The organism is Paucibacter sp. KBW04, assembly GCF_003852425.1.
Classification (GTDB): Bacteria; Pseudomonadota; Gammaproteobacteria; order Burkholderiales; family Burkholderiaceae_C; genus Paucibacter_A.
On the sequence record NZ_QAJN01000018.1, the window covers coordinates 91,348 to 113,277 of the forward strand.

The following is a 21,930-nucleotide window of genomic DNA, read 5'->3' on the forward strand; positions in this document are numbered from 1 at the left end:
CGCTAAAAACAGGGCGGCGCCTGTGCTAGATTCGCTGCGGCTCGCAGCGTTCCAGCAAGACACGTTGCGGCAGCCCCTCGATTCCTTGACGAGAGCGCCGGCCCCGGACAGCGGACTTCACTATTACTACAACAATGGCAATCGGCTCCACGGTGGGCGCTCCCCTTCAATGGCAATTCTTGCAAACCTGAAGCTCAGCGCGGCCAGACGGGCCACGCGCCCCGCCCGCATCGCCCTGCGTTGCCTGCGCTGGCTGATGGCCTTGGTGCTGGCCTTGTGGGGCTTGCTGTTGCTGGCGTGGCTGGTTTTGCACTGGGCGATTCTGCCGCACATCGATGAATGGCGTCCGGCCCTGGAGCGAAGAGCCTCGGCCCAGCTTGGGGTTGATTTGCGCATCGGCAGCATCACCGTCACTTCCGGGGGCTGGATTCCGGCGGTGGAGATGCGCGAGGTGGTCTTGCTGGACCCGCGCGGCCGCGAGGCCTTGCGCCTGCCCAAGGTGGCGGCGGCGCTGTCGGCGCGCTCCCTGCTGTCCTTGCAGCCGCGCTTTGAGCAATTGCTGATCGACGCCCCGCAGATGGAGGTGCGGCGCGACGCCCAGGGCCATATCTTTGTGGCGGGGCTCAATGTGGACGCGGTGCAGCGGCCTGAGACTGCCGATCTGGCCGACGACTGGCTGGACTGGCTGCTGGTGCAGCGCGAGTTCGTCATTTTGAACGGCCGTGTGCGCTGGGTGGACGAGAGCCGCGCCGCGCCGCCGCTGGAGCTGTCCGCCCTGAATCTGGTGCTGCGCAACCGCCTGGGCAAGCACGATGTGCGCCTGGACGCCACGCCGCCGGCCGACTGGGGCCAGCGCTTCAGCCTGCAAGGGCGCTTCAGCCAGGCCCTGCTGAAACGGCCGGGTGAGCTCAAGTTCTGGAGCGGCCAGCTCTTTGCCGATCTGCCCCAGGCCGATCTGCGCCAGCTGCGCCGCCACGTCAACCTGCCTTTTGAGCTGAGCGAGGGCGATGGTGGCCTGCGCGCCTGGGTCGACATCGATAAGGGCCTGCCGCAATCGGTGACGGCCGATGTGGGCCTGCGCCGCGTCAAGCTGCGCCTGAGCCCCGCCGCCGGCATGCTGGATCTGACCCAGATCGAAGGCCGCCTGCAGCTGCAGCGGCAGAAGAATCGCCTCAGCCTAGCCGCCACCCAGCTGGGTTTTGTGGCCGGGGATGGGGTGGTCTGGCCGCGTTCCGACTGGTCCATCGCCCTGGACCTGGCACCCGCCAAGCCGCAGCGCGTGCAGCAGCAGATGTTGCAAGCCAGCCAGCCCGACGAGATCAGCAGCCTGGACCCGGCGCAATACGAGTTGAACGGCGGCGAGCTGAATGCCCAACGCCTGGACTTCGCCCTGATGGCCCAGCTGGCCCAGCGCCTGCCCATGGGCCCGCAGGCCCGCGCCTGGCTGGCCGATGTGGCGCCGCGCGGTGTGCTCAGCGGCCTGAAGCTGCATTGGGAGGGCGCGGTGGACGCGCCCAAACGCTATTCGCTCAAGGGCCGCATCGAGGGCCTGAGCCTCAGCGCCGGCGAGCTGGACCCGCAAGCCGGCGCCCACCCCCTGGGCCGCCCCGGCGTGCGCGGTGCCAGCCTGGAGTTGGAGGCGACGGAGCGTGGCGGCAAGGCTCAGCTGCTGATCGAAGACGGTGTACTGGAGATGCCCGGCCTGTTCGAGTCGGCCCAAACCCCCATCCGCCATCTGAGCACAGCGCTGGACTGGCGCATCGAGCCTCGGCTCGCACCGCAGCCGGCCCATATCGAGATCCGCTTCAACAAGCTCAAGCTGGCCACGCCGGATGCGCAAGGCGAGTTCAAGGGCGTTTGGCAGACGAGCAAGGACGAGGGCAATCGCCTGCCCGGTCATCTGGAGCTGACGGGTTCGGTCGAGCGTATCGCCGCCGCGCGGGTGCGAGCTTATATGCCGCTGGCGGCGGGCGAAGCCACGCGCGGCTATCTGCTGGGCGCGATCCGCGGTGGCGAGGCCCGTAATGTGCAAGTGCGCTTGCGCGGCGCGCTGCAGGACTTCCCTTTTGATGCGGGCCGCTCCGGCGTCTTCCGCATCACCGCCCAGGCCCAGGATGTGGACTTCGCCTATGTGCCGCCCGAGCCGGGTCAGCCGCTGGGCTGGCCGGCCCTGCAACATGCCCAGGCCGAGCTGATCTTTGACCGCGGCGGCATGGCCTTCCGCAGCGGCCGCGCCCAGGTGCTGGGCTATGAGGTCAGCGGCGTCAACGGCAGCATCAAGGACCTGGCCCATGCCCGGGTGCTGGAGCTGGAAGGCCAGGGCCGCGGCCCGGCCGCCGAGCTGCTGCGTTATCTGCACCTCACCCCCATCGAAGGCTGGACGGGCGGGGTGCTGGCGCAGGCCCAGGCCACGGGCCCGGCCAGCTTGAAGCTGGCGCTCAAGCTGCCCTTGCTGGCGCTGGAGAAGGTGGAGGTCAAGGGCCAGGTGGGCTTGAGCGGCAATGATTTGCGAGTGCGGCCCGAGATCCCGCTGCTGGCCAATGCCCGCGGCCGGGTCGAGTTTGATCAAAAGAGCGTGCATGTCGTGGGCGCGCAGGCTCGCGCTCTGGGCGGCGACCTGACGGTGGAGGGCGGCACCTTGCCCGGCGGCGCCATGAGCTTCACGATGCAAGGCCTGGCCACGGCCGAGGGCCTGCGCCGCAGCGAGCTGCCGGCCCTGCAGCGCCTGGCCCAGCTGGCCAGCGGCCAAGCCAATTACCGCCTGCAGCTGGGCGTGCAACAGGGGCATGCCGACATCAAGATCAACAGCACGCTGCAAGGCCTGGCCCTGGATCTGCCCGCGCCCTTGCGCAAGGAGGCCGAGACTGCCTTGCCCCTGCTTTACCAAACCAGCACCCAAGCCAATCGCGAGGAACTGCGCCTGGAACTGGGCAGCACCTTGCAGGCGCTATACCAGCGTGATGTCAGCGGCGAGAGCCCGCGCGTGCTGCGCGGCGCCATCAATCTGCAAGACAGCAAGCCGCAAGCACCCCTGACCCTGGCTGCTTTGCCCAGCAGCGGTGTGCAGATGACGGCCACGGTGGACAAGCTCAATCTGGACGCTTGGCGCGAGCTGGGTAATCGCTTGGAGAGCAGCAAGAACGCGCCCGCCTCGGCCGATGCCGGCTTGGCTTACCAGCCCAACCAGATCGCCCTGCGCGCCCAGCAGCTGCTCTTGAGCGGGCGCACACTGAGCAAGGTGGTGGCCGGCATCAGCCGTTCGCCCGCCGGCGAGCCCGAGAGCTGGCGCGCCACCCTGGACGCCGAGCAGCTCAGTGGCTTTGTGGAGTTACGCCCGCCGCAGGGCGTGCAAGGCGCCAAGGACGTGGGCCGGGTCTATGCCCGCCTGGCGCGCTTGTCCCTGCCCAAGCAGGAGGCCGACTCGGTCACTCAATTGCTGGACAAGGGCGCGCTGGACAAGCAGCCCGGCAGCGTGCCGGCGCTGGACATCGTGGTCGAGCAGTTCGAGCTGCGCGGCAAGCAGCTGGGCCGCTTGGAGGTGCAGGCCCAGGCCAGCGGCCCGCAGCGCGACTGGCGCCTGACCAAGCTGCAGCTCAAGGCCCCCGACGCCGTGCTCAACGCCACCGGCCATTGGCTGAACGAGCCCGGCCAGCCCCTGCGCCGCACCGAGCTGGACTGGCGCCTGGACATTGTGGATGCCGGTGCCACCCTGGAACGCCTGGGCCAGGGCCGAGTCTTGCGCGGCGGCAAAGGCCATATGGAAGGCCAGCTGGGCTGGCAGGGCTCGCCCCTCTCGCCCGACTACGCCAGCATGAACGGCGCGCTCAAGCTGACGCTGGAGTCCGGCCAGTTCCTCAATGCCGAGCCCGGCGTGGGGCGCTTGCTGGGCGTGCTGAGCCTGCAGTCGCTGCCACGGCGTTTTCTGCTGGACTTCCGCGATGTGTTCTCCGAGGGTTTCACCTTCGACGGCGTGACGGGCGATGTGAAGATCGCCCAAGGCCTGGCCAGCAGCAGCAATCTGCGCATGCGCGGCCTGCAAGCCACGGTGGCGCTGGAGGGCGAGGCCGATCTGGCGACCGAGACGCAGAATCTGCGCGTGCTGGTCGTGCCCGAGTTCAGCATGGGCGGCGCCTCGCTGGCCTATGCCGCTATCAATCCGGCGATAGGCCTGGGCGCGTTTCTGGCCCAATTGCTTTTGAGCCGCCCGGTCGAAGCGGCCGGCACGCGCGAGTTCCATATCACGGGGACCTGGGTCGAACCCAAGGTCGAAGAACGCGGGCAGCCGGTGAAGAAACCGGCGCCCGTCGCGGGCCCTGCCTCTGGCCCCGCATCCGGTGCTCAGCCCTGAGCTGCCGCTGAAGCGCTTAGTTTGGAGTGAATAAAGCATGAAAGTCGCCGCCATCCAGATGGTCTCCACGCCCGATGTGGCCGAGAACCTCGCCCGCGCCCGCCACTGGCTGCACGAGGCCGCCGCCCAAGGCGCGCAAGTGGCCGCCTTGCCCGAGTACTTCTGCCTGATGGGCTTGAAGGACAGCGACAAGCTGGCCATTGCCGAGCCCGACCTGAACGCAGCGGGTTCTGCTGCTCCTGCCCAGGCCCCCATGCAAGCCATGCTGAGCGAAACCGCTGCCGCACTCGGCATCACCGTGATCGGCGGCACCCTGCCGATCAAGGCCGCCGTGCCTGAGCGGGTGCGCAATGCCTGCTGCGTCTACGGGCCGGACGGCCAGCGCCTGGCGCGTTACGACAAGATCCACCTCTTCCGCTTCGACAACGGCCGCGAGAGCTATGACGAGGGCCGTGTGCTGGAGGCGGGCGAGCAGCCCGTCACCTTCAAGACCGAGGGTCTCAAAGTGGGCCTGAGCGTCTGCTACGACATGCGCTTCCCCGAGCTCTACCGCGCCATGAGCTTCGCAAGCCCCGATCAGCCCGAGCCCTGCGACCTCTTCGCCGTGCCCGCCGCCTTCACCTACACCACGGGCCAAGCGCATTGGGAGCTGCTCTTGCGCGCACGAGCGGTCGAAAACCAGGCCTTTGTCATCGCACCGGCCCAAGGCGGCAAGCATCAGAATGGCCGCAGAACTTGGGGCCACAGCATGGTCATCGATCCCTGGGGTGAGGTCTTGGCCTGCGTGCCCGAGGGCGAGGGCCTGGCCGTGGCCACCCTGGACCTGGAACGCCTCAAAGCCGTGCGCCAGCAATTGCCGGCGCTGCGGCATCGCCGCCTGTGAGGACAGCACTTTTGTAAGAGGAAGGATCGCCGCGATGAAGACCGCCGCCCGTCGTTGGAGCACCTTGCCGCCGCTCGCTGCGCTGATCAGCCTGCTCGCCTTGAGCGGCTGCGGCACGCCCACCGACTCCCCCGGCATGCGCCTCGATGCCGTCGAAACCCTGCAGCTGCGCAGCTGGGTGCCGCCAGCCTTGAAGGGTCAGGTCTTGCTCGCGTCTGTTAGCGGCGGCCAGCCCACCGGCATGTTCTGGGGTTCCAAAATCAGCAACCCGGCGTTGCAGGAGGCGATTGATGAATCCCTGCGCGGCCTGGGCCTGGTGCCTTACAGCCCAGGCATGCCGGGCACCGGTCGCTACCAGCTGAACGTCAAGTTAGTGGAGCTGGAGCAGCCCATGGTCGGCCTCGACATCAAGGTCGCCGTCACCCTGGAATACAGCCTGCTCGACAAAGAAACCGAGGGCAAGGTCGCCTACCAACGCCGCCTGCGCACCCTGCACACCGCCAACTTCAGCGAAGCCGTGTTTGACCAAAACACCCGCACCCGCATCGCCAGCGAGGCGGCGGTGCGCAAGAACGTCAACACCATGGTGCGGGAGTGGATGGCGATGAGTTGGAATTGAGATGCTGTATTTGTGACGCGTGAATTTGGCGTTATGGTTGAGTCTCGCGCCAGCTGACTCACGGGGTTTTGTCGAGCATGATTGTTCCGGACTTTTGGGCCGAAGCCCGCAAACTGCACCGTTTCGAGGGCCGGCAGATTGCCGTCAGGCGCCTGGGTTGGTCCGAGACCAGCCAGGCCGATGCCGCCGACATGGCCGAGCAAAGAGCCTCACAGGCGCTCGATCGCCTCCTGGCCGGTGAAAAGCTGGAGCGCTTAGAGCGCAAAGTGGCTTACAACGGGGCAGAGGGCGTGCCCATACGCGAGGAGGTGCTGGCTCGGCATGGCGAGGACGTCATCACCCGCAACGCCTACGGCGCGCATTGCCTGAACAGCCCCCACGCCTTGTTTGCCGACATCGACTTCGCGCCGCAACGCAGCCTGCGCTGGGGCTTTGCCAGCTTTGGCGTGCTGATGCTGCTCTCCGCTCTGATTGCCCTGATCTTCCGTCGCCCTGGGGTGTTCGTCTTGCTGCTCCTGCCCGCCATGCTCCTGGCTGCGCCCTTGCGAAATTGGCTGCAAGACGGCTGGACGCGCTTGCGCGGCGGCCCCGAAGGCATTGCTCGTGCACGCATCCGGCGCTTTCTGGTCGGCCAGCCCGACTGGAGTCTGCGGCTCTACCGCACGCCGGCCGGGCTGCGCCTCTTGGCAACGCACAAGACCTTCGAGGCCGACTCAGCCGAGGCGCAAGCCTTCTTCGTCGCCGTGGGCGCCGACCCACTTTATGCACGCATGTGCCGCCGCCAAGGCTGCTTCCGCGCGCGGCTCACAGCCAAGCCTTGGCGCGCCGGTGTTGCCGGGCATATGCGGCCTCGCCCCGGCGTCTGGCCCGTCAGCCCAGAGCGCTTGCCTCTCCGTGCGGCCTGGGTGGCCGGCTATGAACAAGCCGCCGCCAAGTTCGCCGCCTGCCACTACATCGAGACCCTGGGCGGTGGCGGCATAGACCCGCAGGTTTGGGCCACGGTGGGCCTGCACGATAGCGAGGCCAGGGCTTTGAGGACTGAATTGAAGCTGGCTTGAGCGTGCCGGGCAGTGCCAGAAATCCAAAGAATGAACATCAACGCATCCCCCCAAATCCTGAGTTTGCTGCTCCTGCTGAACCTTGCCAGTGCCTCGGCTTGGGCTCAAACAGGCGGCCTACCGCCTGCCAGCCGTACGGCCTACAAATGTGAGAACGGCGGCAAGATCAGTTATTCGGACGCACCTTGCGTGGGTGCAAAGCGCGTCGATCTGGAGCCGACTCGCGGCCTGAATAAATCAAGCGGCACTGAGCGCCTGGGGCGCGACGTCGTTCAGGAACGGCAGAACGAAATGCTCGCCGAGGCGGTCAAGCCCATCACTGGCATGAACCCGGCGCAGTTTGAAGTTGAGAAACGGAGGGTCTATTTGCCGGCGGCGGTGAAGGCGGAATGCAAAGGCTTAGACCGCCGCATGGCCGAAGCTGAGGGCCTGGAGCGCGGGTCGAGTGGCCAGAACAGGGTCAATGTCCAAATCGCTCTTTTCAAGATGCGCGCGCGGTTTCAAGAGCTTCGTTGCTAGCGCGGCCGTGCAAAGTTGACTCAGCGCCGCCCAAACATCATCCCCTTCGCCAGCGCCTTCTTCACCGGCGGCATCGCCTGCAAAGCGGCAAGGGCTAGGCCACGGGCCATGGGCAATCCAGGCCAGCGCCAGGCGAAGGTCTTGGCGAGGAAATCGGTGGCGACTATCGTGCTCCAGCGGTCGGGGGCGCGGCTCCATTCCACGCGCTTGAGCGCGGCTTTGACCAGGGCGGCCTTGTTTTGAATGGCCTCTCCGTTCATGCCGCTTTCGCTGGCGCGGCGCAGTGCGTCCACCAGCGCAAACGCGTCGCGCAGGCCGAGGTTGAGGCCTTGGCCGGCCACCGGGTGCAGGGTCTGCGCGGCGTTGCCAATGCGCACGGTGCAGCCGTCCACCAGGGTGCGCTCGGCGTTCAGGCCCAGGGCAAAGCATTTGAGCGGGCTGATGGCTTGCAGCGGGCCGACCGCTGCGGGCAGCAGTTGTTGGATCACCAGCAGGCGTTGCGCATCCGTCAGGCCGGCTACTTCGTCCTCGGCCTGCGGCACACACCAGACCAGGGCTGCGCGCCGCTGCAGTTTGCCGTTAGCGTCGGCTTGCGGGCGCAGAGGCAGCAGGGCCAGCGGGCCGTTGCGGGTGAAGCGCTCATAGGCCACGCCGGCCGGGCTGTCCTCTGCCAGGGTGAGGGTGCCGACCCAGGCGTTCTGTTGGTAGTCTTGCGTGATGGCCTTGCGGGCTTGGGTCGCGAAGACGCCGCCCTCGGCCACCACGGCGAGGTCATAGCGTTCGGCGATGCCTGCATCCACTTCGACCCCGGCCTCGCCCAGGGGCTTGATGGCCTGCACCGGCGCGCCGAACCGGTTCGTTAGGCGCTGCGGCTCGGCCGCCACGCGGGCGAGCCAGGCGGCTTGCAGCGGAGCGACCAGCTGGCCGTAGCTGAGCACGGCGCCCAGCTGGGGCACGCCTTGCTCGGCCGCGCTGATGCGCACCTCGGGCTCTTGGCTGGCGCCGAAGACCGGGTGCTGCAAGGTGGGCGGGGCCTGGCTGACGCTGACTTGCTGAATCGGCTGGGCCAGGTTGGCGTCCCATAGCCCCAAGCGTTGCAGCAGTTGCACGCTGCCCAGCGAAAGCGCCAGGGTGCGTGGGTCACCCGAAACATCGCGTTCCAGCGGGCGGGCGTCAAACAGGCTGATGCGTGCCTGCGGCAGCAATTGGGCGGCCAGCAGGGCCAGGGCGAGGCCGGCGGGGCCGGCGCCGACGACGGCCAGATTCAGCTCTGAGGCATTGGCGTCGGTGTCGTGCAGGGTGAACATGGGCGAAGGAAGAGGGCGACTGCAAAAAAGTGCAGGCCCGCCGTGGCGGGCTTGCTCGTCCTTCACTATAGCGGCCAAGGCCTTGGGGGCTCAGGGGCTGCAGTTGCCCCAGTTCACGCCGTCCTTCGAGCATTCCTTGATCGTGGTGCCGTCGGTTTGTGTGCGCGTCTTGACCCAGTTGTTGGCAGAGTCTTTTTCGAGGATGACGCGCAGCTGGCTGTCGTCGGTTGAGCGCTTGTACCAGCTGTAGGTGTCGATCTTGACGGGCTCCTCGAAGCGGTAGCCGCTGGCGGCGATGCGTTCCAGCACGGGGCTGAAGTCGAGTTGCCCGCTCTTGCCCTGCAGGTGGTGCCAGTCCTTGAGCCACTGGTGCTCGGCATGCTGCGGCTCAAAGCGCAGATTGCTGGTGTAGGACACCATGCCCACGCGGTAGTTCACGTAGTACTCGCGCGAGGTGGTGCTGCCGGGTTGGGCATGGGTGGCGCCCATGCAGGCCAGGGGGTCGGTCTCGGTCTTGGGGTCGTCGTAGTGAACCACCAGCTCAAAGCTGGCGCCGTCTTTCTCCTGCTCCACCGCCTCGTCCAACACGCAGAGGTAGGGTCGCTCGGCCTCGCCCCAGTTGTAGGCGGTGCGTGTGGTCTTGAGCTTGGCCTTGCCCCAGGCTTGTTCGTCCTGGCTGCGCAGCATCAACACGCGGGCGGTTTTGCTGAGGTCATCCGCCAGGATCACGCGCTCATGGGTGTAGCCCGAGGGCCGCCACACCGAGGAGGATCGATACCAGGTGCCGGGCAGATCGGTTGGGCCGGTGCCTCGGCCACGGTAGACCTCGGAGCGCACAAAGCTGGCGTCGGGGTAGAGGGCATGCAGGGTCTGCTTGTGGGCATAGCCGGCTTTCAGGCCTTTGACGATGTCCTGGGCCACTTGGTAGCTTTGGCTGTCTTTGGCCTGAATGAAGTCGGCGTAGATGCGAGCCTCAGACAAATTGTGTCGCAGCACCAATTCACCCATCACGGTCTTGATTTCATAGACCATGTTCTCGCGCAGGCGCTGATCGGCCTTGAGCTGCTCGCAGCTGTTCATTTGCCCGGAAGCATCGCTCAAACGGCTGCGCACCTGGTCCCAGATGGCGGTGGTCAGCGGCGAGATGTGCAGCACCTGGTCGACGCTGAGGGTCTGCAGCTGTGGCGGGACAGCCATTTGATAGGCCTCTTTGACGGGGCCGCTGTCCTCGTCCACCGCGCCGACGGGAACGTCCACATACAGCGTTGCATAGGGCAGGCAGGCGCGCTGCGCCTCGTTCAATTCAAGCTGGTAGGCGCCGGCGGCTTTGGACAAGGTGGAGGGCTCGTCCGCATCCTTGCGGTGGTTGCCGTTAATGTCCAGCCACACGGTGGCGCCGCTGACATAACCGTCAATGACCTTGCCGTTTTGCACGCTAAGCGGTGCAGGCGATGGCGGCGGAGGCGGTGGCGGTGGGGCCGGAGCAGGGATGGGGGCGGGTGTGGGTGCGGGGCTGGCGCTCGAACTTCCGCCGCCGCCTCCTCCGCAGCCCGTCAGGGCGAGGCTGAGTGCAGCGCTGATCCACAAGGGGGCTGCACGCATTGCCGTGAGTCCGCCCGTTTGCCCGGTGCCCGGGCCCGCTTCGATCGCCTGATTCATTCTTGCCTTCCAGCCTTTCTCTGATGACGAAAGCGCGGGATTCTAGGAAGCGGCCTTGTCTGGACTTCAGGGGTTTGCCCTGAATTCGGCATTGACGCAGCAGTGAAAATTTGCTCGTGCGATGTGCGCACACATTGCCGGGGCGCTGGGAACGGTCTTGTCGCGGCGGCGCCAGCGCAGCGCAGCTCACTCGGTTAGGCTTATGAATTGCCAAGCCACAAGAGGATGCCTCCTATGCAATACCGTCGTTTGGGCCGCAGCGGCCTGCAAGTCTCCGAGCTGTCGCTGGGCTCCTGGATCACGTATCACAACCAGGTGGACACCCGGGCCGCCACCGAGATGCTGGCCCAGGCCTTCGATGCCGGCGTGAACTTCTTCGACAACGCCGAGGTCTATGCCAACGGCCACAGCGAGCTGGTGATGGGCGAGGCCTTCAAGGCCTTGAAGTGGCCGCGCCTGAACTACATCGTCTCCACCAAGTTTTACTGGGGCCTGGCCTTTGAGGGCAATCGCGTCAATCGCAAGGACACGCTGAACCGCAAATACCTGATGCAGGCCATCGACGGCTCGCTCTCGCGCCTGCAGCTGGACTTCATCGACCTCGTCTACTGCCACCGCCCCGACCCGCATACGCCGATTGAAGAAACCGTGCGCGCGATGAGCGACATGATCACCCAGGGCAAGGCGCTGTACTGGGGCACCAGCGAATGGTCGGCCGCTGACATCCGCGCCGCCTGGGAGATTGCCGAGCGCCACCACCTGCACAAGCCCGTGATGGAGCAGCCGCAGTACAACCTGCTGCACCGCCGCCGCGTCGAGAACGAATACGCCCGCCTGTACGAAGACATCGGCCTGGGTCTGACGACCTGGAGCCCGCTGGCCTCCGGCCTGCTGACCGGCAAGTACAAGAGCGGCCAGGCCCCGGCCGGCAGCCGTGGCGCGATGGAAAACATGGCCTTCCTGCGCGACGGCCTGCTGGACCCCGCCCGCAACGCGGCCGTGGCCAAGCTGGAAGGCATCGCCGCTGAGCTGGGCGGTAATGTGGCGCAGCTGGCGATTGCCTGGGCCAATAAGAACCCGCATGTGTCCACCGTGATCCTGGGCGCCAGCAAGGCGGCTCAGCTGACGGACAACCTGGGCGCCCTGGCCCTGACGCCCAAGCTGACGCCCGAGGTGTTGGAACGGATTGATGCGGCGACGCAGGGTTTGGTGAAGTAAGCGAGGTGCGGCCTGAGTACAGCTCGGGCCGCTTGATTTGAAGAGGCGGGGATGACTTCATCGGAAGCGCTGGCGCTTCGTGTTGAGTAACCCGCTTCAGGAGTTCTCGCGTCGGGCCTTGGACGAACTGGTTCGACTGCAGGATGTTGGGAACCCATCCCAAGTTTGTGCGTAGATCAGACCCAGAGTGCGGGGGCAGAATCTATTCCTTCAGTTGGGCTCAACAAGAGAAGAGGCTCCCCCCATGGCCGAGAACAAAACCCAAGCCACCGCCGCCGACCCCCAGGCCTATCTGGCCACGATTGCCGATGAAGCAAGGCGCCAAGATTGCGCCGCCTTGCTCGCGCTGATGAGCAAGGCGACGAAGGCGCCTGCCGTGATGTGGGGCTCGGCCATCGTGGGTTTCGGCCTGCACAAATACCCGCTTGCCGGTGGCAAGCAGGGTGAGATTTGCGCGGTGGGTTTTTCCTCCCGCAAATCGGACATCTCGATTTACGGCGTGGCCGACAGCGAGCAGGCCGAGGCCTTGCTCGCTCAGCTGGGCTATCACAAGCGCGGCAAGGGCTGCCTCTATATCCGCCGCCTGGCGGAGGTGGACCTCAAGGTGCTGGAGCAGTTGCTGGCCCAGGCCTTCAAGCGCAAGAGCAACTGAGGCCGACTCCGGGCTGCAGGGCATCGTCCACAGCCGGGTTTGAGGCAAACAGCTTCATCCGCACGCACTTTCTGGGCGAGGCTGCCGTTAGGATGGCCCGCCACACCACGCTTAGCGCCACCCACCCCATGTCCATTGCCGCCCTGCCGACCCTGCTTGTTTTTTCCGCGGCCGCTGTGGCCCCTGTTCTGGGCATGCGGCTGCGCAAACTGGGTCTGCCAGCGGTCGTGATCGAGTTGGCCTTGGGTGTCTTGCTCGGCCCGCAGGTGCTGGCCTGGGTGGAGATCAACAGCACCCTCGAAGCCATGGCAGGACTGGGGATGGCCATGCTGTTCTTCCTGGCCGGCTGCGAGATCGATCTGCCCGCCATTCAGGGCCGGCCTTTGCGCGGGGCGCTCTCGGCCTGGCTGCTGAGCTTGGGGCTGGGCATGGGCCTGGCCTGGCTGGGCTTGCAAGAGGGCTGGCTCTCGGGCAGCACCGCGGCCCTGGTGGTCGGCCTTGCGTTTTCCAGCACGGCCTTGGGCATTCTGGTGCCCATGCTGCGCGATGCCGAGGTGCTGGACAGCTTCTTCGGCCGGCAGGTCATGGCCGCTGGCGTGGTGGGGGAGCTGGGGCCCATCTTGTTGATGTCGGTGCTGCTCTCGACCCGCTTTGGCGCCGGCCAGCAAAGCCTGCTGGTGCTGGCCTTCTTGCTGCTGGTCTTGCTGCTGGCCTGGGCGCTGGCGCGGCGCGTGCGCATACCGCGTTATCTCCAGGCCTTGCAACGCGCGCTCACGCAGTCCAGTCAATTGCCTGTGCGCATCGCCATGCTGCTGCTGTGCTTGCTGGCCTATCTGGCCGAGTCCTTTGAAATCGATTTGGCCCTGGGGGCGTTGGCGGCGGGCATGATTGTTCGGGTGTTGACCCAGGACTCGCCGACGCATCTTTTGCAGGAGAAGCTCGATGGCATCGGCTTTGGCTTCTTGGTGCCGATCTTCTTCGTCTGCAGCGGGGTCAAGCTGGATGTTGCCGCCGTTCTCGGCAGTGCTTCCGGTTGGCGCTTGACCGGCCTGTGCCTGGCCGGCTTGTTGCTGGCCCATCTGCCCATGTTTTTGCTTGGGCTGCGCCGCATGCCTGCGCGCGAGGCCTTGGGCTTGAGCTTGTTGTCCGCCACCACGCTGTCCCTGATCGTGGCCATGACCGGCATCGCGCGCGAGAGCGGGCGCATGAATTCCGCTGAGGCGGGGGCGCTCGTTATGGCGGGGGTGCTGTCCGTGGTCTTGCTGCCCCGCCTGGCTTCGTTTGCCTTGCGCAAGGTCTTTAAGCAGCCCCAGCCTGTGGCCAAGCATGCCTCTCCCTACACCGACCAGGACGGTTTGTAGGCGCCCGCAGACGAGCGCCTTGCCCGGCCGGAGGGTTCTCAGTCTTTCTTATCCTTCTTCGCGTTTTTCTTCTTGCCTTGCCGCAAATCGGCCTTGGCCTTTCTAACCATGGCGTAGCAGTCCATATCGGGCAGGGGGTTGAGGTCGACCAACTTGGCCTCGGCCTGCACGAGGTGGGCCAAGGCTTTGTTGCGCGCCCCCAGGGTGTAGTCGTCCTTGTGATCTTGAATGGTTTGGCGCGTCTCTTCGATTTCTTCCTTGCAACTCTTGGCGGCCGCGGCTGTGGACCCGAGGGTCAGCAGCGCGAGCAGGCCAGCTAAAACAGTTCGTTCAAAGGCAGTGTGCATCGCAGATTCTCCCAATCGTGGATTGAAACAAGGGTGGGCCAAACGGCTGGCGGGTGGCGGGGCTCAGAAGGGGTGGCCGAAGCGCAGATAGAAGCCGCGATTGCCGCTCTTGCCCTGGGCAAATTCTGCGCTGACCAAAAAGGTTTTCCTTGGGTTTAATCATCGGATACAGATGCTCTGCATTTCAGGCTTGGCCGTCACCAAACCGGCAGCTCAATCCGGCGAAGGCTTTGAGGCCCCATTGGGGGCGGAGCATGTAGCGATCTTCCAGCTCGAAGCTGAGGGCGTGGCGGAGGTGGATCTCAAGGTGTTGGAGCAGTTGCTGGCCCAGGCCTTCAAGCGCAAGAGCGCGTGAGGCCTACTCCTTGCTATACGTCATCGGAAACCCGAGGCTTTCCGTGCGCAAGGTCTTGGGCCCAACAGGCCGCAGTTCCATGCGTTCAAAGCCCACGGGGATGATGTAGCGCTCGTCGTCGATGGCGAAGGCGGCGATGCGAGCTTGCGCGCGTTGGGCGGGCACATCCAGCCATTGCCAGTCGCTCTGCTGGCCCTTGGGGCGCAGGCCGACGCGAACCCAGGCTTCATCCGCCGCCATGGCCACGGTGGCGTCACCACGGCGGTCGGTCACGGCCGTGGCTGTCTTGCCGGAGCGAGCCTGAAACATCACCTCCATATTCGCGGCCGGGCCGACCTGGGGTTTGCCGACGATAGCGACCCAAGTCCCCTCGGCGGCAGGTTTGCGAATTCTCAGCTCGTCTTCCTCGAACAGACGGAACTTCGGCGCTTGGCTGGGCTTGGCGCTGGTCAGGGTGATGGTTTGATCTTTGAGCGTCCAGCGGCCCTGGGCTTGTTGGTCCATCGCGCCGTAGCTGATCATCCAGGCAAAGCTTCCGTCGGCGCGCAAGAGCAGCTCGGAGCCCATCTCCATCTGGCCTTTCAAATAGTAGTGCCCCACCCACTCCGCAGCGGGCTCGGCTGCTTTGGGCTTGAGGGTGGCGCTCTGGTTTGCGGTGTTCTGGGCCTGGCTGCTGCCGGAAGAGAGGATCAGCAGTGCGGCAAGCGCATTGAGCAGACTTGCTTTGGTTTTGACTTGAGTAAGGGATTTCATGTGCCCATCATGGCGCAAATTTGCCGCCTAATTGCGACGTTAGCTTTCTTCTTGATCGTGCATCAAATCCAGCGCCGAGACGGCGCGGTCCCTGCCCTGGGCCTTGGCCTGGTAGAGCGCACGGTCGGCCAGGGCCAGCCATTGCGAGGAGAAGGTGCCTGGGGTGGGCGGGCAGCTGCACATGCCGATGCTGGCGGTGACGCTGGGGCGCAAGGGAGAGCCCTTGTGCTCGATATTGGCCGCGGCCAATAACTCGCGAAAGCGCGCCGCCACGGCCTGCATGCCTTGCTCGTCGGTCTGGGCCAGCAGGATGACGAACTCCTCGCCGCCGTAGCGGGCCACCAGATCGCCGGGCCGGTTGGCGGCATTGCGCAAGACATGGGCGACGGTCAGCAAACAGGTGTCGCCGGCCTGGTGGCCGTAGTGGTCGTTGTAGAGCTTGAAGTAGTCCACATCGATCAGCAGCAGGCTCAGCGGCTGATTGCTGCGCAGGCCGCGCCGCCACTCTTCCTCCAGGCGCTGCATCAGCAGGCGGCGGTTGGCCAGCTCGGTGAGGGCATCGGTGGTGGACAGGCGCAGCAGCTGCTCGTTGACGCGTTGCAACTCCTGCTCGAACTGCTTGCGATCGGTCAGGTCCGAGATCACGCCGACAAACAGCTTTTCCGCCTGCTCCGGCACTTCGGAGACGGACAGCTGCACCGTCAGGATCAGGCCATTGCGATGCCGTGCCTGCAGCTCGCGCGGCTGGCCCATCAGGCGGCCGCCTTGGCCATGGGCAAAGCGGCGCAGGTATTCGTCGTGACCCTGGCGTTCTTTCTCGGGCATCAGCATGCTGACGTTGTGGCCCAGCATCTCGGCGCGGGCATAGCCGAACAGCCGCTCCACCGCCAGATTGCAGCTGAGGATGCGGCCGCCGCCGTCTATGGTCAGTATGGCCACGCCCGCCGTGCCGATGATGGCTTGCAGCTGGGCCTGGCTGGCTTTGAGTGCCTGCTCCTTGTGGATCAGATCGCTGACGTCTTGATGCACCATCAGCACAAAACCCTCGGGCGTGCGGGTCTGCGAGGTCTTGAGCCAGAGGCCGCCGGGCATCTGGCTGAGCAGGGTCAGGTCTTGCCTATCACCGTTTTGTGCGCGAAGGGCGAGGCGCTGGGTCAGCCACTCGTCCTCGCGGCCCAGGGCCTCCTGGGGCAGCTGGTCGGCCTGCTGGGCCGAGCGCTGCAAGGACTCAAAGGTCTGGCCGTAGGCGCCCGCCCGGTACAGATGCGGCTGCCAGTTGGCCAGGCGTTGGTTGACCATCACCAGGCGGTCGTGTTCGTCGTAGATCTCGATGCCGGCGGGCATGGCGTCGATGGCCCGCTCCAGCAGCTGGCGGTCGTGCTGGGCCTGGGCCTTGGCCTCGGCCAGGGCTTGCTGGGTTTGGATCAGCTCGGTCACATCCAGACGTATGCCCACGGTGAAGCCCGAGGGGGTGCGGCGTTCGTGGATATGGGTCCAGCGGCCGCCGTACTCCTCCACCACGGGCTGCTCCTGGTGGCCGCGGCGGGCCAGGCGCTGCTCTAACCAGCTGGTTTCATTGCCGATGGCGGCCTGGATGGCGCCGCTTTGCAGGGATTGACGCAGCAGATCTTCCAGCTTGGCGCCGGGCAGCAATTGATCGGCCAGGCTGGGGTATTGCTCGCGCAGGCGCTGGTTGCAGATGACCAGGCGGTCGCGCTTGTCCCAGAGTTCAAAGCCGGCCGGCATGGCCTCGATGGCTTCGCCCAGGATTTGTTGCACGCCTTGCTGGTAGCGCTCGGAGGCTGCCAGCTTCTGCCGCCAGGCTTGCCACAGACCGCCGAGGCTGAGGCAGAGGCCGCCCAGCAGCAGGACTTGCAGCCCGGCGGCATAGGGCGGCAGTTTGGCCGTGGCAATGGCTTGCCAGCCCGCCAGGCCCAAGGCCATCAAACCGAATGCGGCGGCCAGCCCAAGCCAACGCGGGACCGCGCGAAGAGTCTTCTTGCGAGGAGGAAGAACTGCCGCCATGGACGCCCATTCATGAGGATGCGCGCCCATTCTGGCCGAGCCGAGGCCGATGGCGAGGCCGACTAATCCGATTTGTCAGCAGATGGCCCCTGCAAGGCGGCCCAGCGTTGCGGGGTGCCGACATCGACCCAGGTTCCGAGGTAGAGGCTGGCGGAGATGGACTGGCGGCGGATGCCGTCTTCCAGCAGGGGCCGCAGCGCGGCCTTCTGGCCCAGGGGCAGGCCGGCGAAGGGGGCGGCCTTGAACAGGCCGACGCTGGCCCAGGTGTAGCGCGGCTCCGTGTCATTGCTGGCCAGGCCCGCCGGGCTGATGCCGAAGTCGCCCTTGGGGTGGTGGGGGCTGTTGGGCGCCAGCCAGAGCTGGGCATCCAGCGGCCCTTGGGCAAAGGCCTGGGCTTGATCTGGGTCAAAGCGGAAGTCGGGGATGTAAACGTCGCCGGACACCACCCAGAAGGCGCCGTCGCCCTCGGCCGTCAGCAAATCGAGCGCACGGCGGATGCCGCCGGCGGTTTCCAGCGCCCCGGCCGGTTCGCCCGATTCATCGCTGTAATGCAGGCGCAGGCCCGGCCAGCGGGCGGCGAAGCGGCTGCCGTCGCCCAGGGCCAGCGGAAACTGCTCGCTGAGCCAGGCGGTGTTGATGACGATGTCGCGCACGCCAGCGGCGGCCAGGGCCTCGATATGCCATTCGATCAAGGGCCGGCCGTGCACGGGCAGCAGGGGTTTGGGGGTGTGGTCGGTGAGCGGCCGCATGCGCTCACCGCGCCCGGCCGCGAGGATGATGGCTCGCATGGCGCCAGTGTAAAAGGCGCGAGCGCCATGCCTAGGGAAGCTCTGCATAAATCGGGGCGAGGTCGGGTTTGCGGATCGGGATGGGATGCAAGGCGCAGTCTGAAGCCAATGGCCCTAGCTATTGGCGAGAACTGCAACGCAGCAGACCGCCCGAGTCCGCGCTATCCCGGGCCGGCCTGATTTGTGCAGAGCTTCCCTAGGTTTTAGAGCGGCTAACAAAGCTCAGCGAAGCGGTCCTGGCAAGGCGTGTTGTCGCAGACAGTACAAAAAGTAGGGCAAGGCAACACAACGCAGCCAGGAGAGTTTTGTTAGCCGCTCTTGGCTTCGCCGGCCTCCGGCCCGCGCACCGGGATCCATACCTTGAAGCAAGTGCCTTTGCCGGGGGTGGACTCCACCTCGATACGGCCGCCATGTTTTTTGACGATGGAGAAGGACAGGGACAGGCCCAGGCCCGTGCCCTTGCCCACCGCCTTGGTGGTGAAGAAGGGGTCGAAGATGCGACGCTGCACCTCGGGCGGCATGCCGCTGCCGTTGTCGATGACGCTGATGCAGACCCAGTCGCCGCCCTCGCAGCGGGTTTGCAAGGTGATTTCGCCGCGCTGCTCGATGGCGTGACTGGCGTTGACGATCAGGTTCATAAAGACCTGGTTGAGCTGGGCCGCCAGGCAGCGCACCGCCGGCAGCTGGCCGTAGTCGCGCTTGATCTCGGCCTTGTACTTGACCTCGTTCATCACGACGTTGAGGGTGGACTCCAGGCCCTTGTTGATGTCGGCGTCCTGCCAGTCGCTTTGGTCTACGCGGCTGAAGTCCTTCAAATCCTGCACGATCTTTTTGACGCGGTTCAGCCCGTCTTCGCTCTCCTGCAGCAGCAGGGGCAGGTCTTCGTGGATGAAGTCGAAGTCGGCGGCCTTGCGCAGCTGCTTGATCTGGCCGTGGACTTGCGGCGGTAGCTGCTCGATGGTGACGCATTCAAACAGACCGATCAGCTGCAGCATGGACTCCATATAGCGCCGCATGGTGCTGAGGTTGGAGGACACAAAGCCCACCGGATTGTTGATCTCATGCGCCACACCGGCCGCCAGCTGGCCGATGGAGGCCAGCTTCTCGGACTGCAGCAGCTGGCTTTGCGCCTCGGCCAGGCGGGCATTGGCCTGCTTCATTTCGCCGTAATTGCGCACCAGCTCCATCTGCGCGCGCATCACATCGCTGCGGTCTTGCAGCAGCCACCAGATGCAGGCGGTGGGGTCTTGGGTGTCTGAGGTGTAGGCGATCATCTGCACCCAGATCTCGTTGCCGTTGGCGGTGGTCAAACTCATCTCATGCGCCAGAGACTCACCGCGCTTGAGCACGGGAATCGTCTGGCGGATCAAATCGGTATAGGCCTTGCGATCGGGGAAGAAGCGCCGGGTGTATTCGCCCACGGCCGAACCGTCGTCCAACTCAAAGACCTCGGCGAACTTTTTGTTGGCGCGCAGGATCTGCCGCCCGCTGGTGCAGAGAATGCCCACCGAGGCGTTCTCCATAAAGGCGTCCAGCTCCAGATGGCTTTTCAGCGCATCGGCCGTGCGTATGGCTACCAGGCGCTCCAGCTCCTGCTGGTGGCGCTTGAGGGCGTCCTCGGCGCCGCGTCTTTCGGTCACATCCTGCATGGAGGCGATGGCGCCCACCGTCTTGCCCTGCACATCAAAGAGCGGCACGGCGGTGCAGAAGATCCAGCGCCCAGTGCCGCGCAGATGGGGGTAGAACTGCTCCATCTCAAAAGCCTTGGGCACCAGGCTGGAGGGCTTGAGCGCATCGCCGTACAAGGCTTGCAGCTGCGGGCGCAACTCCTCGTGGATCAGCATCTCGGCCAGCAAGGGGCGGGGTTCGGGATAGAAGGCGCGCCAGGCTTCGGTGCTGCCGATGATGTCAAAGGCCTCAATACCGGTCAGCTGAACGCAGCCGCTATTCCAGTGGGTGACCCGGCAGTTGGCGTCCAGCACCAAAGTGGGCACGGGGTTGTTCTCCAGGATCTGCTGCATCACCCGGCCTACATCCAGCAAGCTCATCTGCACATGGCGGATATCGCTCAAGTCCATGCAGGTCAGCAGCACCAGGGGGCCTTGAGCACTCTCGTTATGGCGGGCCGTCACCTCCAGATAGCGGGTCGAGCCATTGGCCGTCATGGCCTCACATTCCAGTGTGGGCAAGGCCTCGGTCTCGCGCAGGCAGCGCTCGCCATAGGCTTTGAGCGGGGCGATGAAGTCCTGCGTGGCCCAGGCGTAATGCGGCATGGCTTGCAGGTCGCTCAAGGGGTAGCCCAGCAGGCGTTGCATGGCGGTGTTGGCGAACAGCACCTGTTCGCCCCCATGCACCAGCACCGGCGCGCTGACGGCCTCCAGCAAGGTGGTGAGCTGCTCGTCCAGCACTTGATCGGGTCGCAGGCCCTGCAAGGGCGAGCGGTTGCCGGGCTGGGGTGCCGGGCTGGCGGTACTGGCGAACTCAAGCATGTTGCACCTGACTGCCGCTGGGCTTGAGTGGCGGCGGGGTGGCGGCGGGTCGCTTGGGTGCGCGCGGGTCCACCGGCAGTTTGACGAAGAAGTGCAGCTCCAGACCGTCACGCTGCTCCAGCTCCTTGACCTGTTTGATCAAGCCGGTGGTGAAGCTGAAACCCACCGGCAGCAACACGCTGCCCTGCGGGCTGAGCAAGGGGCGCGACAAAACCATGCCGGGCTTGAGGCCCGCCGAAGTGACCTCGTTATCGGCTTCCAACTCCAGCGCGATCTCCTTCAGCACCGCGTCAAAGGCCTTGACCACATCCTCGTCGTAGCGGATGCCCGCGCCCTCCAGAATGCTGGCCACCGCCTCGGTCGTGGAGAACTCTTTTTCGGCCAGGCGGCCGCTGATCAAGGATTCGTAGGTGCTGGCCACATTGATGATTTGCGAGCCCAGCGGCACCTCATAACCGGCCAAACCATCGGGGTAGCCTTTGCCATCCACGCGCTCGTGTTGCGAGCGGATGATGACGGCGGTCTGGCGCAAACGGCCCAGCGGGGTCAGGGCCGCCTGGGCCTTGACCGGGTGCTGCTTGTAGAGGTCGAACTCGCGCCCGTCCATCAACGAGACGGTTTTGTTCATCAAGGCGTCGGGCAGGCCGATCTTGCCGACCTCGTGCAGCAGGCCGGCGTTGTAGACGTCCTGCTCTTCCTTCTCGCCCAGCTTGAGGTTTTCCGCGATACGCCGCGCCAGCGTGGCCACGCGGTGGCCGTGGCCGGCCACGCTGCCATCGCGCAGCTCCAGCAAGCCGGAGAACACGCTGATGGACAGGGCGAAGTTCTCTTCCAGCTGCGCATTGGCGCTGTTGAGGCGTTGGTTGGCCAGCTCCATCTCGGCATTGATGGCGGCCAACTTGCCATTTGCTTGCTCCAGCTCCTGGGTGCGTTCCTTGACGCGACGTTCCAACTCCTCGTTGACGCCGCCCAGCTGCAGATTGGCCTCGCCCAGCTGATCGTTGGCCGCCTCCAGCTGCTTGTTGCTGCTCTCTAGCGCCTGGTTGACGTTTTGCAGCTGCTGGTTCTGCTCGCGGGTCAGCTCGACCAGGCGGGCATTCTCGCGTTCCAGCTGTTGGCGCCTCAAGCCGTCGCTGACGGCTAGGAGCATCTCTTGATCGTCCCAGGGCTTGCAGATATAGCGGTGGATCTCGCCGCGGTTGATGGCGCCTATGGTGGAGGTGATGTCGGCATAGCCGGTGAGCAGAATGCGCACGATATGGGGATAGCGTTCGCGCACCTGCTCCAGGAACTGCACGCCGTCCATTTCGGGCATGCGCATGTCCGAGACGACCAAATCGACGGCTTCGGTCGCCAGCAAAGCCAGGCCGGCCGCGCCGCCCTCGGCCATCAACACCCGATAGCCTTGCGGCCTGAACAGGCGGCGCAGGGCGCTGAGGATGGAGGGCTCGTCATCGACGAAAAGAATGACCGGCGGCGCTTGCTCCTCGGCCGGTGCCGGTTCAAATTCTGTGTTGTGCTCGCTCATGCTCGGGGCTCCTTGATCGCC

17 protein-coding genes are annotated in these 21,930 nt (G+C 65.5%); 9 read left to right on the plus strand and 8 right to left on the minus strand.

All coding sequences use genetic code 11. The annotated features are described in order from the left end of the window. Window positions 1-169 precede the first annotated feature (169 nt). The 5 genes from DBR47_RS21910 (at window position 170) to DBR47_RS21930 (ending at window position 7,427) form a co-directional block, all read left to right on the plus strand. Window positions 170-4,348, plus strand: a complete 4,179-nt coding sequence (locus DBR47_RS21910) for a YhdP family protein (RefSeq protein ID WP_124454115.1) — start codon at window positions 170-172, stop codon at window positions 4,346-4,348. 37 nt (window positions 4,349-4,385) lie between these two features. After that, entirely contained in the window at window positions 4,386-5,231 is an 846-nt protein-coding gene (locus tag DBR47_RS21915; RefSeq protein ID WP_124454117.1) for a carbon-nitrogen hydrolase family protein, read from the plus strand. 34 nt (window positions 5,232-5,265) lie between these two features. After that, window positions 5,266-5,850 (plus strand): hypothetical protein, encoded by a 585-nt coding sequence (locus DBR47_RS21920; RefSeq protein ID WP_124454120.1) that lies wholly within the window; start codon window positions 5,266-5,268, stop codon window positions 5,848-5,850. Window positions 5,851-5,927: 77 nt separating this feature from the next. Continuing rightward, a complete protein-coding gene (locus DBR47_RS21925) occupies window positions 5,928-6,908 on the plus strand; it encodes a hypothetical protein (RefSeq protein ID WP_124454122.1) in 981 nt (326 codons plus the stop codon). Window positions 6,909-6,938: 30 nt separating this feature from the next. Beyond that, the gene (locus tag DBR47_RS21930; RefSeq protein ID WP_124454124.1) at window positions 6,939-7,427 is read left to right on the plus strand and encodes a DUF4124 domain-containing protein; all 489 of its coding nucleotides are present in this window, start codon (window positions 6,939-6,941) and stop codon (window positions 7,425-7,427) included. 20 nt (window positions 7,428-7,447) lie between these two features. On the opposite strand, the gene DBR47_RS21935 is transcribed toward DBR47_RS21930, so the two are convergent. Together DBR47_RS21935 and DBR47_RS21940 are read right to left on the minus strand one after the other, a co-directional pair. Next, complete coding sequence (locus DBR47_RS21935; protein ID WP_124454126.1) at window positions 7,448-8,734, minus strand: 2-octaprenyl-6-methoxyphenyl hydroxylase; 1,287 nt, start codon at window positions 8,732-8,734, stop codon at window positions 7,448-7,450. Window positions 8,735-8,824: 90 nt separating this feature from the next. Then, window positions 8,825-10,336 carry a hypothetical protein gene (locus DBR47_RS21940; protein WP_156089057.1) on the minus strand — a complete coding sequence of 504 codons (1,512 nt, stop codon included), beginning with the start codon at window positions 10,334-10,336 and terminating at the stop codon, window positions 8,825-8,827. A 291-nt stretch (window positions 10,337-10,627) separates the two neighbouring features. Here DBR47_RS21940 and DBR47_RS21950 point away from each other — a divergent pair, with 291 nt between their 5' ends. The 3 genes from DBR47_RS21950 to DBR47_RS21960 all read left to right on the plus strand — a co-directional run bounded on the left by DBR47_RS21950 (window position 10,628) and on the right by DBR47_RS21960 (window position 13,624). Then, window positions 10,628-11,611, plus strand: a complete 984-nt coding sequence (locus DBR47_RS21950) for an aldo/keto reductase (RefSeq protein ID WP_124454132.1) — start codon at window positions 10,628-10,630, stop codon at window positions 11,609-11,611. 244 nt (window positions 11,612-11,855) lie between these two features. Beyond that, window positions 11,856-12,263 carry a DUF1801 domain-containing protein gene (locus DBR47_RS21955; RefSeq protein WP_124454134.1) on the plus strand — a complete coding sequence of 136 codons (408 nt, stop codon included), beginning with the start codon at window positions 11,856-11,858 and terminating at the stop codon, window positions 12,261-12,263. Between the two features lie 128 nt (window positions 12,264-12,391). After that, complete coding sequence (locus tag DBR47_RS21960; RefSeq protein WP_197047220.1) at window positions 12,392-13,624, plus strand: cation:proton antiporter; 1,233 nt, start codon at window positions 12,392-12,394, stop codon at window positions 13,622-13,624. Between the two features lie 38 nt (window positions 13,625-13,662). Here DBR47_RS21960 and DBR47_RS21965 read toward each other — a convergent pair whose 3' ends face one another. Then, complete coding sequence (locus DBR47_RS21965) at window positions 13,663-13,971, minus strand: hypothetical protein (protein ID WP_124454139.1); 309 nt, start codon at window positions 13,969-13,971, stop codon at window positions 13,663-13,665. Window positions 13,972-14,071: 100 nt separating this feature from the next. Between DBR47_RS21965 and DBR47_RS21970 the strand changes: the two genes are divergently transcribed. Continuing rightward, window positions 14,072-14,326 (plus strand): hypothetical protein, encoded by a 255-nt coding sequence (locus tag DBR47_RS21970; RefSeq protein ID WP_124454141.1) that lies wholly within the window; start codon window positions 14,072-14,074, stop codon window positions 14,324-14,326. 3 nt (window positions 14,327-14,329) lie between these two features. Here the strand turns inward: DBR47_RS21970 and DBR47_RS21975 are convergent, their stop codons facing one another. The 5 genes from DBR47_RS21975 to DBR47_RS21995 form a co-directional block, all read right to left on the minus strand. Then, window positions 14,330-15,079, minus strand: coding sequence for a hypothetical protein (locus DBR47_RS21975; protein ID WP_124454143.1), 750 nt, complete (start codon window positions 15,077-15,079; stop codon window positions 14,330-14,332). Window positions 15,080-15,118: 39 nt separating this feature from the next. Continuing rightward, complete coding sequence (locus DBR47_RS21980) at window positions 15,119-17,104, minus strand: diguanylate cyclase domain-containing protein (RefSeq protein WP_197047221.1); 1,986 nt, start codon at window positions 17,102-17,104, stop codon at window positions 15,119-15,121. Between the two features lie 62 nt (window positions 17,105-17,166). Further along, complete coding sequence (locus tag DBR47_RS21985) at window positions 17,167-17,892, minus strand: nucleotidyltransferase family protein (protein WP_124454146.1); 726 nt, start codon at window positions 17,890-17,892, stop codon at window positions 17,167-17,169. 308 nt (window positions 17,893-18,200) lie between these two features. Continuing rightward, the gene (locus tag DBR47_RS21990; protein WP_124454148.1) at window positions 18,201-20,381 is read right to left on the minus strand and encodes an ATP-binding protein; all 2,181 of its coding nucleotides are present in this window, start codon (window positions 20,379-20,381) and stop codon (window positions 18,201-18,203) included. Beyond that, on the minus strand, window positions 20,374-21,909 hold the full coding sequence (locus tag DBR47_RS21995) for an HD domain-containing phosphohydrolase (RefSeq protein ID WP_124454150.1): 1,536 nt from the start codon (window positions 21,907-21,909) through the stop codon (window positions 20,374-20,376). Before DBR47_RS21995 ends, DBR47_RS21990 begins: the two co-directional genes overlap by 8 nt. Window positions 21,910-21,930: the final 21 nt, after the last annotated feature.

Excerpts from the sequence above, each read along its gene's own strand:
- DBR47_RS21925 (WP_124454122.1), top strand. The coding sequence starts at position 5,928 with ATGATTGTTCCGGACTTTTGGGCCGAAGCCCGCAAACTGCACCGTTTC.
- DBR47_RS21915 (WP_124454117.1), top strand. The coding sequence starts at position 4,386 with ATGAAAGTCGCCGCCATCCAGATGGTCTCCACGCCCGATGTGGCCGAG.
- DBR47_RS21930 (WP_124454124.1), top strand. The coding sequence starts at position 6,939 with ATGAACATCAACGCATCCCCCCAAATCCTGAGTTTGCTGCTCCTGCTG.
- DBR47_RS21995 (WP_124454150.1), bottom strand. The coding sequence starts at position 21,909 with ATGAGCGAGCACAACACAGAATTTGAACCGGCACCGGCCGAGGAGCAA.
- DBR47_RS21920 (WP_124454120.1), top strand. The coding sequence starts at position 5,266 with ATGAAGACCGCCGCCCGTCGTTGGAGCACCTTGCCGCCGCTCGCTGCG.
- DBR47_RS21940 (WP_156089057.1), bottom strand. The coding sequence starts at position 10,336 with ATGCGTGCAGCCCCCTTGTGGATCAGCGCTGCACTCAGCCTCGCCCTG.
- DBR47_RS21965 (WP_124454139.1), bottom strand. The coding sequence starts at position 13,971 with ATGCACACTGCCTTTGAACGAACTGTTTTAGCTGGCCTGCTCGCGCTG.
- DBR47_RS21990 (WP_124454148.1), bottom strand. The coding sequence starts at position 20,381 with ATGCTTGAGTTCGCCAGTACCGCCAGCCCGGCACCCCAGCCCGGCAAC.
- DBR47_RS21935 (WP_124454126.1), bottom strand. The coding sequence starts at position 8,734 with ATGTTCACCCTGCACGACACCGACGCCAATGCCTCAGAGCTGAATCTG.
- DBR47_RS21960 (WP_197047220.1), top strand. The coding sequence starts at position 12,392 with ATGTCCATTGCCGCCCTGCCGACCCTGCTTGTTTTTTCCGCGGCCGCT.
- DBR47_RS21950 (WP_124454132.1), top strand. The coding sequence starts at position 10,628 with ATGCAATACCGTCGTTTGGGCCGCAGCGGCCTGCAAGTCTCCGAGCTG.
- DBR47_RS21955 (WP_124454134.1), top strand. The coding sequence starts at position 11,856 with ATGGCCGAGAACAAAACCCAAGCCACCGCCGCCGACCCCCAGGCCTAT.
- DBR47_RS21980 (WP_197047221.1), bottom strand. The coding sequence starts at position 17,104 with ATGGCGGCAGTTCTTCCTCCTCGCAAGAAGACTCTTCGCGCGGTCCCG.
- DBR47_RS21975 (WP_124454143.1), bottom strand. The coding sequence starts at position 15,079 with ATGAAATCCCTTACTCAAGTCAAAACCAAAGCAAGTCTGCTCAATGCG.
- DBR47_RS21910 (WP_124454115.1), top strand. The coding sequence starts at position 170 with ATGGCAATTCTTGCAAACCTGAAGCTCAGCGCGGCCAGACGGGCCACG.
- DBR47_RS21985 (WP_124454146.1), bottom strand. The coding sequence starts at position 17,892 with ATGCGAGCCATCATCCTCGCGGCCGGGCGCGGTGAGCGCATGCGGCCG.